The sequence below is a fragment of the Luteococcus sp. H91 genome (genome assembly GCF_038433135.1).
Taxonomy (GTDB): Bacteria; Actinomycetota; Actinomycetes; order Propionibacteriales; family Propionibacteriaceae; genus Luteococcus.
The window spans coordinates 173,245-188,507 of sequence record NZ_JBCDMV010000002.1; the positions used below are offsets into that span (position 1 = coordinate 173,245).

Below are 15,263 nucleotides of genomic sequence, written 5' to 3' on the forward strand. Positions count from 1 at the left end.
GGGTAGACCAAGGTGGGAGTCACTGTCAGGATTTGATGTGGACGGATCAGGTGAGCGACGAGAGGAAGCTGGATGCCGGGGCTGCGGGAACGCAAGAAGGCCGCGACCATGCGGGCGGTGCAGCAGCAGGCCGTGGCGCTCTTTCGGGAGCGTGGCTTCGACGCGGTCACTGTCGAGCAGGTGGCCGAGGCCGCGGAGGTGTCGCCGTCGACGATCTACCGCTACTTCGGCACCAAGGAGGGCCTGGTTCTGCACGACCAGTACGACGACGTCATCCTTGAGGTTCTGGAGCAGCGGCTGGCCGCGGGAGTGCCCTTCTTGCGGGCAGTGTCCGACGCGCTTGCCGCCATCGGTGAGGGGCACTTTGCCGATGACCTCGAGGAAACCGTCTTCCGGATGGACCTGTGGCTGCAGCACCGCGGCGTTCAGGCTGCGGCTGGGGTCTACCTGGTCGAGGTGACGGAACGCGTGGCCGAACTGCTGGACGGGGCCGGGATCGGAACCAGGGCAGAGGCGCGCTTCGTGGCAGCCGCCACCATCAACGGGTTCATCGCGGCCATCCGTAGTTGGTACGAGGACGGTGCGGTGCGCCCGGCCGAGGAGTATGTCCGCGAGGGGTTGGCTGCCTTGGGGCGGTTGCTCGTCGAGTCGTGACCGGAACAATGCCCCTCGACAGGCTCAAGGATCGTGGTCGGTTCCCTGCCCGGAGCAACGTCACCACGGTGGCCGAGCCTGTCGAGGTCCCTGGCGGCTCAGCCGTTCTGCTCGTAGGCGGTTGCCAGAAACTCTCTAGCCCGGACGACGGCCGCCTGCGGCTCGGTTTCCGCATCGAAGCGCAGCCAGTGGGTGGCCTGGGCGAACCCCTTCGCGGGCTCGAGGCCGTCTGGGGCCTCGGTGAAACGGAGGCCCAGCCGCACGGTCAGCCGCGGGCCCGGCCCCACGGCGGCAAACTGTCGCCTCCGCACGATCGGCGTGTAGGTGGCACGACCCTCGACATGTGCCTCCGGCCCACAATCCTGGGCGGCGGCCACCAGGGCGTCGTGGATGGGGCGCAGCGGCGCATTCTTCCCGGCATACATCTGGTTCGCGAACTGCTCCGGCGTGGGCATCGTCCAGCCCGCGCGACCGGCCACCTCGAAGGCGATCGCCCACTGGCTGTTCTGCGCAATCCCGTGCACATCCCGTAGCCACCGGCGCACGGCCAGCTGGTCGATTGGGTCCAGCCCGGAGCTCTGCTCCACGATGTCGACCCACTCGTCGAGGCTGTGTCCGGTGCGCTCTCGCATGGACTCGGCCACCGCGGCGGCCATGGTTTCGGGGGATGCCATGGCGCAATTCTGCTGCAGCGGGCTGGTGGCGCGAAAACTGTCGGAGGCGTCAACTAGGGTTCAGGACGTGGACGACGACTACGAGAACGAGCTGGGTCTCGAAAGCGACGACGGCTTCTTCGAGCAGGGCGGCCCCGGGCTGTTCGGCGAGGAGCCGCCGGTGGCTGACGCCCGCCCCGCGGTCACCCAGGAGCCCGACGACGGGCTGGCGGATGACCCGGAGGACGAACTCCTGCTGGGCGGCGCCGATGGCCTGAACGCCGAGTCGACACCGATGGCCGAGCCTGTCGAGGCCCAGAGCAGCAACGCAACCACGCCGGTGGAACCAGTCGAGGCCCCCACCGAACTTGCCGCGCCCGCCTCGAAGCACCAGCCTCGCGCCGTCGACAATGCCCCCGCGGCGCCGCTGGCCCTCTACCGCCGCTACCGGCCGGAGAACTTCGCCGAGGTGATCGGGCAGGAGCATGTCACCGATCCGCTGCAGCGTGCGTTGACCAACAACAAGGTCAACCACGCCTACCTGTTCAGCGGCCCGCGCGGCTGCGGCAAGACCACCAGCGCCCGCATCCTGGCGCGTTGCCTGAACTGTGAGCAGGGGCCGACGCCCGCCCCCTGCGGCGAATGCCAGAGCTGCCGGGATCTGGCCCGTGGTGGCAATGGTTCGATCGACGTGATCGAGATCGACGCGGCCAGCCATGGCGGTGTCGAGGATGCCCGTGACCTGCGGGAACGCGCCTTCTTTGCGCCAGTGCACTCGCGCTACAAGATCTACATCATCGACGAGGCGCACATGGTGACGGCGCAGGGCTTCAACGCCATGCTGAAGCTGGTGGAGGAGCCGCCGCCGCACGTGAAGTTCATCTTTGCGACGACGGAGCCGGAGAAGGTGATCGGCACCATTCGTTCCCGTACCCATCACTACCCCTTCCGGTTGGTTCCGCCGAAGGTGCTGCAGAACTACCTGGCGACGCTGTGCGAGGCGGAGGGGGTCAGCGTGGATCACACGGTGCTGCCGCTGGTGGTGCGCGCCGGCGCCGGATCGGTACGTGACTCGCTCAGTGTGCTGGACCAACTGCTCGGCGGCGCCGCGGCCGAGGGGGTCAGCTACGAGCAGGCGTCCGCGCTGCTCGGCTACACGCCCGACGCCCTGCTGGACGAGATCATGGATGCCTTTGCCGCGGGGGATTCCGCGGGTGTCTTCGCAACGATCGACAAGGTGATCGAGGTGGGGCAGGATCCGCGGCGTTTCGCGGAAGACCTGCTGCGTCGCCTGCGTGACCTGGTGATCGTCGCCGCGGTGCCCGACGCGGTGGCCACCGGCCTGATCGACGTCTCCGGTGATCAGGCGGAACGGCTCGAAATCCAGGCCAACGGGATGGGTGCGGGCGAGTTGACCCGTGCCGCCGAGGTGATTGCCACCGGCCTGACCGAGATGCGCGGCACCACCGCGCCCCGGCTGCACCTGGAACTGATGTGCTCCCGGGTGCTGCTGCCCGGCGCCGACGTGGACGGCCGCGGCATCCACGCCCGGTTGGACCGTCTGGAGCGTCGGATCGGGATGCCCGGGGCCCCGGCTCCGGCCGATCCCGGTGCCGTCAGCTGGAGCCCCGACGACCTGGGCGGCGTCGCCCCGCACGCCTCGGCCCCGCAGATCTCCGCACCGGATTCCCGGGAGTCGGCGGCACCGCAGGCGTCCCGGCCACATTCGCAGGCCGCTCAGCGTCCGGCCCAGCCCGAGGACGGGCGGGAACCGACCGTCTCGCACGACTCCCGGCCGCTGCGCACCGCACCGCAGCATTTCGAGGACGCACCGCCGCCCGAGCCCGCACAACAGCGGCCGGCTCCGGAGCAGGGCCAGCGCCCGGCGGCTGCCCAGCAGGGCCAGCGCCCCGCTGATCCTGCTTCCCACCAGGGGCAGCGAACGGCCTCGCCGACGATGGGACAGCGCCCGGCCCAGGGCGATCCCGCCCAGCGCGCCGCCGGGCAGCCGTCGGCAGCGCAGGTGCTGGCCCAGCAGCCCGCGGCTGGTCGGCCCGGCTCCACCATCGGCGCCACCATCGGCGTCGGCGATGTCCGACGGCTGTGGCCGCAGGTGCTGGAGGAGGTCAAGTCTCGGCGTCGTTTCGCCTGGATCCTGCTCAGCCAGAATGCGCAGGTGGTGGATGTCCGCGACGGTGTGCTGGTGCTCGGCTTCAGCAATGCCGGTGCCCGGGACCGGTTTGCGTCGGGCGGCAGCCAGGACGTGTTGCGCGACTGCATGGTGGAGGTGATGGGCGCAGACCTGCGGGTGGACGCCATCATTGACGGCGGCGGCCACCCTGGTGGCGGTCCCTCGGGTGGTTCGGGCGGTGGACAACCCGGTGGCGGTTCCGGTCGTGGGCCCCAAGACGGTGGCAGCCAGGGCGGTGGAACGCCCGGAGGCGGTGAACCAGCCCGGACCGATTGGCAGCACCAGCCCGCTCCCGACCAGTCGGCCGGACCCGGATCTGAATATCCGGCGCCGCAACAGGCCCCGTCGGATGCGACACCCGGCCCCGCAGCGAGCCCGCCCGGGCCAGTGTCGCCCTACCACGACGACCCAGGGCCGCGCACGCCGCCGAGCGCGCCGGAGCCGCCGCCCGAGCAGGTCGACTCGTCGCGGTGGACCGAGCAGGCCCGGCAGAACATCCGCCCGACCGCATCAGGGCCCAGCGCACCCGAGGTGGAGGTGGACGAATCCCAGCTGGTCAGCGAGGACGACGAGTCGCTCGACGAGTCGGGGGAGTCCGCCCACGAGCTGATCACCCGTGCTCTGGGTGGGGTTGTGATCGCCGAGGAGGAAGCCGGCGTCTGACCCGCGCAGAGAACTCAACCCCGTTCCCCGAGCCTGTCGAGGGGCCATCAGCATCCAGAGAGGTCAAAGATGATCCGCACCATCGTTCTGGCGCCCGACTCCTTCAAGGAGTCGCTCACCGCCAAGCAGGTCTGTGAGGCGCTCGAGGCGGGCTTCCGGCAGACCCTGCCGGAGGCGACATTCCTGCACGTCCCGATGGCCGACGGCGGTGAGGGCACGGTGCAGTCGCTGGTGGATGCCACCGGCGGTGAATTGCGCACCACTACGGTCGACGGCCCGTTGGGGGATCCCGTCGACGCCACCTGGGGTGTGCTGGGTGACGGCAGCACGGCGGTGATCGAGATGGCCGAGGCGAGCGGGCTGGGTCTCGTTGCGCGTGACCGACGCGATCCGCGCCGGGCCTCCACCCGCGGCACGGGCCAATTGCTGCTGGCCGCGCTGGATGCCGGGATGCGCCACATCGTGCTGGGCATCGGGGGCAGTGCCACCAATGACGGCGGTGCGGGGCTGGCCCAGGCTCTGGGCGCCCGGCTGCTGGACGAGGCTGGTCAAGAGCTGGCCCCCGGCGGTGCGGCACTCGCCGCGCTGGCCGGCATCGAGGCTTCCGGGCTGGATCCGCGGTTGGCCGAGACCGTGGTCGAGGTGGCCTGCGATGTCAACAATCCCCTGTTCGGCACGGAAGGAGCCAGTGCGGTCTACGGTCCGCAGAAGGGTGCCGACCCTGAGTGCGTCGCCGAGCTGGATGCCGCGCTGGCCCACTACGCCCAGCTGGTCGAGCGAGATCTGGGGCAGCGGGTTGCCGACGTCGCCGGGGCCGGTGCCGCGGGCGGGCTGGGCGCCGGTCTGCTGGCCTTCACCCCGCACTGTCGGCTGCGGCCCGGGATCGACATCGTCGTGGAACAGTCCCGGCTGGCGGACACGGTGCAGGGCGCGGATCTGGTGGTCACCGGCGAGGGGCGGATGGATTCGCAGACCCGCTTCGGGAAGACCCCGAAGGGTGTCGCCGACGTCGCCGCCGCCGCTGGCGTGCCGGTGGTTGCGGTCGCCGGCTGCCTGGGGGAGGGCGCGGAGGTGCTCTACGACGAGGGTTTCGCCGCGATCGTCCCGATCCTTGGTGGTCTGGCGCCGCTCGACGAGGTGCTGGCCGACGGCGCGGCCAACCTCACCCGCACCGCACGCAACATCGGCGCGCTGCTGACGCTCGATGGCGCAAGAACTGTCGGAGCGACCACGTAGGCTGGCACCGATCTGCCGTAGGCGTGGCGGTCACCCAGATTTCTCAGTACAGATGACGTCAACCCCCGGGATGATCCCGCAACGAGAGGAATGCCATGTTCGGTGAAGGTATGGACATGAATGGTCTGCTGGCCCAAGCCCAGGCGATGCAGGCCCAGCTGCAGCAGGCCCAGGACGAACTGGCCAATTCCACCTTCACCGGCACCGCCGGTGGAGACCTGGTGGAGGCCACCATGACCGGCGCCGGTGAGCTGACCGGCCTGGTGATCAAGCCCGAGGCAATCGATCCCGAGGATGCCGAGGGCCTGGCCGATCTGGTGCTGGCCGCCGTCCGCGACGCCTCCGCTCAGGTGCAGGCCAAAGCTGCGGCTGTCATGCCCGCCATGCCGGACATGGGCAGCCTCGGCTTCTGAGCGTCCCCGCTTCGCGAGGCCTCGACAGGCTCGGCCATCGTGGTTGGGTTGGCTGCCAACCTCGCCACGACTCCGAGGCAGAAACCTCACCACGGTCCCCGAGCTCGTCGAGGGGCACTTCTGAAAGGCAATGATGTACGAAGGTCCGGTTCAGGACTTGATCGACGAATTGGGGCGGCTGCCCGGCGTCGGTCCCAAGAGCGCCCAGCGGATCGCCTTCTGGATGCTCGACCAGCCGACCGAGGACATTCAGCGCTTTGCCCAGGTGGTCAGTGAGGTCAAGGCCCGGGCGCGCTTCTGCCAGGTCTGCTTCAACGTCTCGCAAGAAGAGACCTGCCGGATCTGCCGCGACGGCCGTCGTGACCAGACGGTGATCTGCGTCGTCGAGGAGAGCAAGGACGTCGTCGCCATCGAGCGCACCCGGGAATTCCGGGGGCTCTACCACGTGCTCGGCGGCGCGATCAGCCCGATCGACGGCAAGGGCCCGGCCGACCTGCACATCCGCGAACTGCTCAGTCGGCTGGCCGACGGCACGGTGACCGAGATCATCCTGGCCACCGACCCGAATACCGAGGGCGAGGCCACCGCCACGTACCTCTCGCGCCTGCTGAAGGACATGGGGCTGCGGATCAGCCGGCTGGCCTCCGGGTTGCCGGTGGGCGGTGACCTGGAGTACGCCGACGAGGTGACCCTGGGCCGCGCCTTCGAGGGGCGCCGTTATGTCGACGGGTCTGCCCGGCTGGCCCCGCTCGCCTGAGTGCTCGATGGGTTCGGAAACGTGGTGAGGGCCTCGACAGGCTCGGCCATCGGGGTTGAGCAAGCGCCTGACGTCGCTCCCGATCCCCCGAGCACCCAGCCCAACCACGATCCCCGAGCCTGTCCAGGGGTCCCACCACACCGCAGGAGCAGACATGATCAAGCTGGTCGCCACCGACCTGGACGGCACCCTGCTGCGGACGGACAAGTCCGTCAACGCGTGGACCCGCAGTGTGCTCGACGCCGTGCAGGAGCGCGGGGTTCCCGTCGTCCCGGTGACCGCGCGCCAGCCCCGCGGTCTGACCCCGATTGCTGAGGGCTGCGGCCTGACCGGCTGGGCGATCTGCGTCAACGGTGCGCTGGCGATGCACCTGACCACCGATGAGGTGGCTTTCGAGCACCTGATCGACGTCGACTCCCTGGGCAGCCTCACCGCGGCGGCCCGGGAGCGCTTCCCCGGAACCGTCTTCGCGACGGTGCGCGACCGCGGCGCCACCTTCGGTCTGGAACCCGCCTACCGTGCCCTGACCGGGCCGAACGACCATCAGCCGGCCATGCTGGAGTCGCTGGACATGGAGCTTGCCGAGGTGATCGCCGAGCCCGCGCTCAAGCTGTTGGCCCGTCATCCGGAGATTCCCGCACTGGAACTCGCCGCGCACCTCGCGTCGCTGGGGCTGGACGGTGTGCACGCCACCACCTCCGGCGCGGACTTCGTCGAGATGGCCGCCGGAGGAGTGACCAAGGCCACCGCCCTCGCCGAGCTCGCCGGGATGCTGGGCGCAGAACAGGACGAGGTGGTCGCCTTTGGCGATGCCCCCAATGACGTCGAGATGCTGGCGTGGGCCGGCCGCTCCTACGCGATGGACGGCGCGGCCGACGAGGTGCTGGCCGTTGCCACCGGCCGAGCCGGAAGCAACGACGATGACGGCGTCGCCCGCACCCTGATGGCGCTGATCCGCGAAGGCATCATCTGAGTCTGTGGCAGCCGGCCCTTGGGTCTGGGCGGCTCAACCGGCCTCGGCTGCGTGCTCGTCCAGTACCGGCGCGACCGTGGTCTTCCAGAAGTCGCGTGCCTGGCCGCGCAGCGCCTCGACGTCCGTGTCGTTGGTGAGCACGTGCGTGGCGATCTCGGCTCGTTCCTCGTCGGTGACCCTGGCCTCCAGGCGTTCCCAGGCGGCTTCGCGGGTGATGTCCTTCTCCTCCATCAGCCGCTCGACGCGATGTTCGACCTGGCTGGAGACGGCCAGCACCTCGTCGAAGCGCGCGCTCTGGCCCGCTTCGGCCAGCAGGGGAGTGTCCACCACCACGACCGCGTTCGGGCCGGCGTCGCGGGCCAGTTGCTCGATCCGGTGGATGATCCGGGGGTGCATGATCGCCTCCAGCCGCAGCCGGGCATCGCGGGAGGAAAAGGCCAACCGTCCCAGGGCCCGCCGGTCGACGATGCCATCGGCGACGATGTCGTCCCCGAAGACCGACCGGATCTCCTCCTGCACCTCGGGGTCGGTGTCCAGCAGGGTGCTGTTGATCAGGTCGGCGTCGATCACGACGGCGCCCAGACGGCCCAGTTCCTTGGCGACGATCGACGTCCCCGAGGCGGCCCCACCCGTGATCGCAACGGTCAGCAGCGGCCGGCCGGTCTGCTCCATCCGAACGGCGAAGGTGTTTGGGACGTGTGTCTCGAAGTCGGGCTCAGTGCCGGGTTCGAACTCGGGGCGGATCACGTATTCGTCGACGGCGACGCCCTCCTCCTGGGCACGTCGCACGTACTCCTCGGCGGGTAGCACCGGCTTCCACTGCCGGGTGCGGATGGGCTGCGCGGCCCCGGCATCCTCCCGGAGGGCCTGGATCACCATCAGCATCTGGAGGAAGTTGATGATCATCATCGGGAAGCCGATCACGATGATCACCTCCTGCAGGGCCGTCAAGCCGTTCTCGCCGGAGGTCAGGATGATGGAGGCGCAGACGGCCCCGATGGAGAGGGCCCAGAACACGGCCTGGCGTCGCGGCGCGGGATCCTCGTGGCCATTGGCCATGGCGTCCATCACCAGCGCACCCGAATCGATGGAGGTGATGAAGAACAGGACGATGGCCACCAGCGCCACCACGGCGGTGAGCTGGTACAGGGGCAGCGCGCCGAGGAACTGGAACAGGGCGGCCTGCACATCGCCTTCTCCGACGATCGTCTGGGTCAGCTCACCACCACGTCCGGGGGCTGCAGCGGTGGCCCGATCCTGCTGGATGCCGTTGTAGCCGTAGATGGCCATCCAGATGATCACGAACAGCGACGGTGCGCCGAGAGTGCCCAGCACGAACTCCCGGATGGTGCGGCCACGGGAGATCTTGGCCACGAACATACCGACGAAGGGCGCCCAGGTCACGGTCCAGGCCCAGTAGAAGACGGTCCAATCGCCGGACCACTGGCCATCGTGGTGCACGTCGTTGAAGAAGGACAGCACGGGCAGGTTGGCGGCGTAGCCACCGAAGGATTCGACGATCGCTCGCAGTGTTCCCGTGGTGGCTCCGGTGACCAGGATGAAGACCAACAGCGCGCTGACCACCACGATGTTGCCGTAGGACAGGCGCTTGACTCCCTTGTCCATGCCGGCCAGCACCGACGCGAGGGCGATGCCGGTGATGATGACCAGGATTGCGGCCTGAGCCCACGGCGAGATCGCCAGTCCGAAGACGTAGTTGGCACCAGAGTTGATCTGCATCGCGCCCAGCCCGGTGGAGATGGACAGCCCGAAGACGGTGGAGACGATGGCCACCACGTCGATCGCCTTGCCAACGGGGCCGTGGATTCCGTCGCCCAGGAGTGGTTGGAAGGCCGAGGACACGCGTGGCGGCAGCTTGCGCTTGTACGTGAAGTAGCCGAAGCCCAGGCCGGGCACCACCAGGATGGCCCACATGTGCAGGGCGAAGTGGAAATTGGCGATGGCCAGGGCCTGGTCTGCGGCCCGGTCGCTGAAGGGAGCCGTGCCGTCCAGGGGCGGTTTGGCATAGTGGTTCATGGGTTCGGCGATGCCCCAGAACATCAGCACGGCCCCCACCCCGGCGGCGAAGAGCATGCCGAACCAGGCGATGCCCGAATAGTCGGGGGTGGCGTCGTCGTCACCAATCTTGATCTGCCCGTACCGGGACAGCGCCAGGGTGACGGCGAAGACCACCAGCAGGGTCACGGACAGGGTGAAGAACCACCCCATCTGGTATCTGAGGAAGCTGGCGGCCCCACCGAACAGTCCCTTGACCGTGGTGGGGAAGACGCTCATCGTCACGGTGAACAGCACCACCAGCAGGGCCGATCCGAAGAAGATTGACGGCGAGGTGCGCAGTCCGAGGGCGGTATGGAGACGGCGGGCAATGGTGCTCATGAGGCCTTGTCCGGATAGACGTCAATGGTCGCCCTGCCCGGCCAAGAGTGCTGCCCAGCAGTGCGCGAGGTCCGTCGAGCCTACTGGCGCACGGCCGGCGACCGTCGTGAATCGGTCGGCGCGTCGAGGGGTGGGTGATGAAATTCATGGGCTGGGCGCGGCCCCGCAGACTCTCTGGGGCCCGCCTGCGGGGCCGGCCCGGACTACCCAGGGGCTCAGCCCCTGACACCGATCAGTTCATTGGGTACACGGTCCAGCGTGATGGTGCGCGACACCGTCCCGGCCGCGAGGTCCACCCGGTGGAGCCGCTTGTGGGCGGGCTCGCTGACCCAGACCTGGTCTTCCTGCACGAACAGCGTGGGGCGTGGCTGCTGCCACTGCGTGGGCTCGGTCCACGGCCTTGTGACCGGGATCTGCGCCGTGATCTTGCCGGATTTCGGGTTGATCACCCGCAGTCTGCCGTCGGTGCCCAGCACCAGCGCCTCGCCCTCGACGCCTCGGCCCAGCGAGCGGAAGGAGTAGGAGGCCTTCACGTCGACGAGCTTCAGGGTGCCCGTGGCGGTGTCGGTGAGGGTGATCCGGGTGGGGCGTTCCAGCTCGGCCTTCTTGTCCACCTTGTAGTCACCGAGTACGACGGTGGACTTCTCGCTACCGGCCTGGTTGCCGATCCGGCCGTAGGCGTCGGGGGCCTTGACCTTGTTGATCCTGTTGCCCTTGATGATCAGGATTCCGTCCTCGCAGCCGATGCTGATCACGCCGTCCTTGGCGGTTGCTTCGCCGTGCACGCCGGGGCACTTGGTGAATTCGGTGACCTTCTTGCCGTTCGCGTCCTGGATGGCGACGGTGCTGCGCGCTTTCTCATCACCCAGGGTGTGGACCAGCGAATCGTCGTCGCGGAATACGGCGACACCATGGTGGGCCTGCGGCAGCTTCACTTCATGCGTCTGGGGTTTCTCGACGCTCAGACCGGAGGGCTCAAACCATTCGACGCGGCCCTCACCGTCGTAGAACAGCGCGGTCCGGCCACCGTGGTGGACGGCGTGGCCGGGGTGGGAGCCTTGGAAGGTCATGTCGGTGAGCAGCGGTTCGGTCTTGCGCGAGTGGTAGTGGTCGCCGTGGGCGTGACTCCAGACACCCATGTCGAGCACCTTGAAGTGGTCACCCTCGGTCACCAGCAGGTGGCGCCCGTTGCCGGCCTCATTGAGGCGGGTGAAGCCCTCCAGAGGGAAGTCGGCCACCTTCTCGCCCTTCTCCGCGTCGATCACCTGCACACCGCCGTCGTAGGTGACGGCCAGGCGCGGGGTTCGCCCGGCAGCGTCCACGGTCCGACGGCTGGTAGGGCTGTGGGTTGGGGTGGGGCGTTGTGCGGCGGGGGCGTTGGCCGAGCCGCAAGCGCTCAGGGTGGCGAGGCCGACGAGGGCTGCGCAGAAACGAAGAGATCTGGTATCCATAGTGAGAATCATTATCAAAAGAAGTGAGTAGGTCAACTCGGTCTTGGCGACGCATACCGAGTATGCAATCATTGACACATACTTGGTATGCATTGATCCATTGGAGTCCAGATGTCCGTCAGGCAGTCGCTGTTGGCCCTACTCGGTGAGCAGCCCCGGCACGGCTACGAGCTGAAGAGCGAGTTCGACCGGCGCACCGGCAACTCGTGGCCGCTGAACATCGGGCAGGTCTACACCACTCTGGAGCGCCTTGAGCGCGACGGCATGGTGTTACGCGGCGACGAGGATGCCGACGGCCGGGTGGTCTACCGCCTCACCCAGGCGGGGCGCGAGGCGGTGGACGAATGGTTCGCCAATCCCGTCGCCATGAACAACCCGCCGCGCAACGAGCTGGCGATCAAGATCGCGCTGGCGGTCACCCTGCCCGACCTCGACGTCACCCGGCTGATCCAGACCCAGCGTCGCGCCTCGATCGAGAACCTGCAGAACCTCACCCGTGCCCGGCGCGAGGCTGACCCCGACGACCTGGCCTGGCAACTGGTGATCGAGTCGCTGATCCACACCACCGACGCCGAGATCCGCTGGTTGGACCACTGCGAATCCGCGGCCCTGCGCGCCGCCAAGAGGCATCGGGAGGGCAACGCCGCCCCCGCCACCCAGACTTCCCCAACCCAGGACAGGAACTGACATGACGCACGTCCTCGAACTGAAGAAGGTCACGCGCAGTTATGGCGCGAACGAGACGCTCGTCGTCGCACTGGCCGATCTCAACCTCACCCTGGACGTCGGCGAGTTCGTCGCCGTGATGGGCCCCTCCGGCTCCGGTAAGTCAACCCTGCTCGGATTGGCCGGTGGCCTGGACAGCCCCACCTCGGGCGAGGTCACGGTGGGTGGCACCTCGCTGGCGGGCAAGTCGCGCGACGAACTGGCGCGGCTGCGGCGGCGCAGCATCGGCTTCGTCTTCCAGGAGTTCAACATGGTGCCCAGCCTCACGGCGGTGGAGAACATCATGCTGCCGCTGGAACTCGACGGGGTCTCGGCCAAGGATGCCCGCGCCATCGCCGAGGTGGCGCTGCGGCGGGTCGGGCTGGAGGAACTCGCGGATCGCTTCATCGACCAGATGTCCGGCGGTCAGCGGCAGCGGATTGCCATTGCCCGCGCCATCTGCGGCGACCGACGGCTGATCCTGGCTGACGAGCCCACCGGCGCCCTGGATTCCACCACCGGCGACGAGATCATGTCGCTGCTGCGCGATCTGGCCGACGAGGGGGTCGCCATCGTGCTGGTCACCCATGACGCCCGGCACGCCAGCTGGGCAGATCGCGTCGTCTTCCTGCGCGACGGCCGCCAGGTGGACGCCGCCCGCCACGACCCGAACGCGCCGCTGCCCACCAAGTCCACCGCCCAGCCGGAAGATGGGGACGCGTGATGTTCAACTCCCTCGCGCTTCGGTTGGCCCGCCGGGATCTGGCCACCCACAAGGGTCGCAGCCTACTGATCTGTCTGCTGATCGCCCTGCCGATGGCGGTGATGGGATTCGTCTCCGTGCTGGCCGCCAGCTCTGACGCCACCGGGGCCGAGCAGGAAGCCCAACAGTTTGGCCAAGCCGTCGCTGAGGTCACCTCGGCAGACGGGGTGCAGCCAGTGATGAAGGAACAGCCCAAGCTCACCGCGGAGCAGCGAGGCATTCCCAGCACCGTGCGGCAGGTGAAGCTCGTGGTGGATGGTGTCCCGCATGTCGAGCAGATCGTTGCCACGGATCTGGCGGATCCCGCCCAGCGCGGGCGGGTGGTGGGGGACCTCTCCGGTGACCGGGCCGGCATCTGGGTTTCCTCCCTACTGGCCAAGCGGTACCAACTGCACTCGGGTGGTCGTGTGGCCGTCAACGGCAAGGAGTACCAGATCAGTGGCGTGCTGAGGCGCCCCTATGGCGGAGTCTTCGTCTTCCCCGGCCATCCACTGGCCGGACGGGATCTGCAGTCGGTGCTGGTGGTTGGCAAGGCTCCCACCACGGACCAGCAGCGCGACTGGCTGGCCCAAGGTCTCGGCTACAGCCTTCCCGGCGAGAATTCGGCTGCAGCCGATTCGGCCCTCGTCGGCCTTGCCGGAGCCTGGGCCCCCATTCTGCTGACCGGAGCGCTGATCATCAGTGTGATCGCGTCGACGATGGCGGCCGCGGCCTTCTCCATCGGCGTCGCCCAGCAGCGCCGAAGCCTGTCGTTGATCTCCATCACCGGTGCCCCCGGTGCGGTGCTGCAACGGATCGTCGCCGCCCAGGGACTGGTGCTCGGCGTCCCGTCCGCCCTGCTCGGTGTCGGGCTCGGTGCCGGTGTCGGCGCCCTGCTGGTGCGGCAATGGCTCGCCCGAGGCGTCGACTACTTCGCCGGGGTGCACATTCCGTGGGTGCTGCTGCCGCTGATTGCCCTGATCGGGGCGACGGCTGCGGTGCTGGCCGCTTGGCTGCCCGCCTGCAAACTGGCCCATCAGGACGTTCTGGCCGGGGTGCGGTCGGAATCCGAGTCCGCCGTCCCGGCCCGCTTCTCCCGCGCGGGTGCCGCGCTGGTGCTGGCCGCACTGCTTGCCGTGGTGCTGGGCAGCCGCTTCGCGAACCTGAGCGCCGAGCCCTATGCCCGTGGCCTGCACGTGGAGAACTACGTGATCGCCGGCATGATCGCCTGCGCACTGGTCTTCTTCGGGCTGCTGCTGAATGCCGGCTGGCTGTTGTCCCTGCTGGGGAAGCTCTCCAAGCACGGTCCGCTGCCGTGGCGGCTGGCGCTGCGCGATGGGTCACGTCACCGGGCGCGCGCGGTGTCCACCGTCGCGGCGGCCATGGCAGCCGCCACCCTGTTGTCCGCTGCCATGGCCGCCTTCAGCTCGTTGGGCGCCGAGCGGCTGGCCAATGTTCAGCCCGAACGCCCCGGCTGGGGGATGCTCAGTCTCGTCGACGTGGACAGCAAGCCAGTCTCCCCACAGACCGTCTCGGCCGCCGTCGCCGTCATCGGCAAACACCTTGGGCCGGTGGCGCAGCAGGTGACGTTGGGCAAGCCGGATGCATCGAACATCAGCCTGGACTTCGAGTGCACCTCGGGTTCCTGCAGCTATCCGAGCATTCTGGTGGCCACGGCACCACAGGCCGTCGCGCTGCTGGGGGAGGTCGTGGATGACGCGGCGTTGAAGACCCTGGCGTCGGGTGGCGCCATCGCGACCCGACCGGAGGCAGTGCGCGGCGGGAGAGCCAGCTTCTCCCTGATCAAGGGCGACGATCTGCAACCCGTCGCCATCCCCGCTGTCGTCGTCGATGGTTCGGCCGACGTTGTCCTGGTCTCTGAAGCCACCGGCAAGAAGCTGCAGCTGGGGGATCCGACTCCGACGCTGCTCTTCAGGGTGGGGGCAGCCCCCAGCGTCGATCAGGTGTCCGCGGCGTCGACGGACCTGGCGTCGCTCGGGCTGTCGAGCGATCCGCAGATCGAGACCGTGCCCACCGATGGTTACTCCCTCGTGAACCACTACCTGCTGCCGGTGGGGCTGGGGCTGCTGCTGGTGATTGCGCTCATCACCACGGCACTGGGCCTGAAGGATGTCCGCGCCAGTCACGAGACGATGGCGGCGGTCGGGGCCAGCTCGGTCACGATCCGCACCATGGCCGCGGCCCAGGCGTGGGTGGCCAATGGGCTGGGCATCCTGCTGGGCATGGTGACTGGCCTCCTGCCGATGGCGGCGGTGATCGGCGCCTCGGGTGGCCGCTTCCCCTTTGCCGCACCGTGGGGTTATCTGGCCGTCGTGCTGCTGCTGGCGCCCTTGCTGGCGACGGGGCTGGCCTGGTTGCTGACCCGTCCACCGGCGCCGCGCGCCGTCCGGATCGACTGAGAGTGCGC

The 15,263-nt window shown here is 68.7% G+C and carries 12 protein-coding genes; 9 read left to right on the forward strand and 3 right to left on the reverse strand.

The features are described from left to right. Positions 1 to 72: 72 nt before the first annotated feature. A complete protein-coding gene (locus tag AAEX57_RS01525; protein ID WP_342090469.1) occupies positions 73 to 654 on the forward strand; it encodes a TetR/AcrR family transcriptional regulator in 582 nt (193 codons plus the stop codon). A 98-nt stretch (positions 655 to 752) separates the two neighbouring features. On the opposite strand, the gene AAEX57_RS01530 is transcribed toward AAEX57_RS01525, so the two are convergent. Next, entirely contained in the window at positions 753 to 1,328 is a 576-nt protein-coding gene (locus AAEX57_RS01530) for a DUF5655 domain-containing protein (protein WP_342090470.1), read from the reverse strand. Between AAEX57_RS01530 and AAEX57_RS01535 the strand changes: the two genes are divergently transcribed. The 5 genes from AAEX57_RS01535 (at position 1,327) to AAEX57_RS01555 (ending at position 7,540) form a co-directional block, all read left to right on the forward strand. After that, entirely contained in the window at positions 1,327 to 4,161 is a 2,835-nt protein-coding gene (locus tag AAEX57_RS01535) for a DNA polymerase III subunit gamma and tau (protein ID WP_342090471.1), read from the forward strand. The two genes, AAEX57_RS01530 and AAEX57_RS01535, sit on opposite strands and share 2 nt — an antisense overlap. A gap of 69 nt (positions 4,162 to 4,230) precedes the next feature. Continuing rightward, positions 4,231 to 5,397, forward strand: a complete 1,167-nt coding sequence (locus AAEX57_RS01540) for a glycerate kinase family protein (protein WP_342090472.1) — start codon at positions 4,231 to 4,233, stop codon at positions 5,395 to 5,397. Between the two features lie 95 nt (positions 5,398 to 5,492). Then, positions 5,493 to 5,810 (forward strand): YbaB/EbfC family nucleoid-associated protein, encoded by a 318-nt coding sequence (locus tag AAEX57_RS01545; protein ID WP_342090473.1) that lies wholly within the window; start codon positions 5,493 to 5,495, stop codon positions 5,808 to 5,810. Between the two features lie 133 nt (positions 5,811 to 5,943). Beyond that, positions 5,944 to 6,567, forward strand: a complete 624-nt coding sequence (recR, locus tag AAEX57_RS01550) for a recombination mediator RecR (protein ID WP_342090474.1) — start codon at positions 5,944 to 5,946, stop codon at positions 6,565 to 6,567. A 154-nt stretch (positions 6,568 to 6,721) separates the two neighbouring features. Further along, the gene (locus AAEX57_RS01555) at positions 6,722 to 7,540 is read left to right on the forward strand and encodes an HAD family hydrolase (protein WP_342090475.1); all 819 of its coding nucleotides are present in this window, start codon (positions 6,722 to 6,724) and stop codon (positions 7,538 to 7,540) included. Positions 7,541 to 7,573: 33 nt separating this feature from the next. On the opposite strand, the gene coaE is transcribed toward AAEX57_RS01555, so the two are convergent. Together coaE and aztD are read right to left on the reverse strand one after the other, a co-directional pair. Further along, complete coding sequence (gene coaE / locus AAEX57_RS01560; protein WP_342090476.1) at positions 7,574 to 9,937, reverse strand: dephospho-CoA kinase; 2,364 nt, start codon at positions 9,935 to 9,937, stop codon at positions 7,574 to 7,576. A gap of 215 nt (positions 9,938 to 10,152) precedes the next feature. Next, positions 10,153 to 11,259, reverse strand: coding sequence for a zinc metallochaperone AztD (aztD, locus tag AAEX57_RS01565; RefSeq protein WP_342090477.1), 1,107 nt, complete (start codon positions 11,257 to 11,259; stop codon positions 10,153 to 10,155). Between the two features lie 240 nt (positions 11,260 to 11,499). On the opposite strand from aztD, the gene AAEX57_RS01570 reads away from it, so the two are divergent. From AAEX57_RS01570 to AAEX57_RS01580, 3 genes are read left to right on the forward strand one after another with little or no spacing between them, the layout of a single operon-like run. Next, entirely contained in the window at positions 11,500 to 12,075 is a 576-nt protein-coding gene (locus tag AAEX57_RS01570) for a PadR family transcriptional regulator (protein WP_342090478.1), read from the forward strand. Position 12,076: 1 nt separating this feature from the next. Next, positions 12,077 to 12,817: an ABC transporter ATP-binding protein gene (locus tag AAEX57_RS01575; protein ID WP_342090479.1), complete on the forward strand. Its 741-nt coding sequence runs from the start codon at positions 12,077 to 12,079 to the stop codon at positions 12,815 to 12,817. Beyond that, entirely contained in the window at positions 12,817 to 15,255 is a 2,439-nt protein-coding gene (locus AAEX57_RS01580; protein ID WP_342090480.1) for an FtsX-like permease family protein, read from the forward strand. The genes AAEX57_RS01575 and AAEX57_RS01580 overlap by 1 nt, the downstream gene beginning before the upstream one ends. Positions 15,256 to 15,263: the final 8 nt, after the last annotated feature.

Bases quoted from the DNA above. Each gene is read 5' to 3' on its own strand.
- AAEX57_RS01570 (WP_342090478.1), top strand. From the start codon at position 11,500: ATGTCCGTCAGGCAGTCGCTGTTGGCCCTACTCGGTGAGCAGCCCCGG.
- AAEX57_RS01545 (WP_342090473.1), top strand. From the start codon at position 5,493: ATGTTCGGTGAAGGTATGGACATGAATGGTCTGCTGGCCCAAGCCCAG.
- AAEX57_RS01575 (WP_342090479.1), top strand. From the start codon at position 12,077: ATGACGCACGTCCTCGAACTGAAGAAGGTCACGCGCAGTTATGGCGCG.
- AAEX57_RS01530 (WP_342090470.1), bottom strand. From the start codon at position 1,328: ATGGCATCCCCCGAAACCATGGCCGCCGCGGTGGCCGAGTCCATGCGA.
- AAEX57_RS01540 (WP_342090472.1), top strand. From the start codon at position 4,231: ATGATCCGCACCATCGTTCTGGCGCCCGACTCCTTCAAGGAGTCGCTC.
- AAEX57_RS01525 (WP_342090469.1), top strand. From the start codon at position 73: ATGCCGGGGCTGCGGGAACGCAAGAAGGCCGCGACCATGCGGGCGGTG.
- AAEX57_RS01535 (WP_342090471.1), top strand. From the start codon at position 1,327: ATGGCGCAATTCTGCTGCAGCGGGCTGGTGGCGCGAAAACTGTCGGAG.
- AAEX57_RS01580 (WP_342090480.1), top strand. From the start codon at position 12,817: ATGTTCAACTCCCTCGCGCTTCGGTTGGCCCGCCGGGATCTGGCCACC.
- AAEX57_RS01555 (WP_342090475.1), top strand. From the start codon at position 6,722: ATGATCAAGCTGGTCGCCACCGACCTGGACGGCACCCTGCTGCGGACG.
- coaE (WP_342090476.1), bottom strand. From the start codon at position 9,937: ATGAGCACCATTGCCCGCCGTCTCCATACCGCCCTCGGACTGCGCACC.
- recR (WP_342090474.1), top strand. From the start codon at position 5,944: ATGTACGAAGGTCCGGTTCAGGACTTGATCGACGAATTGGGGCGGCTG.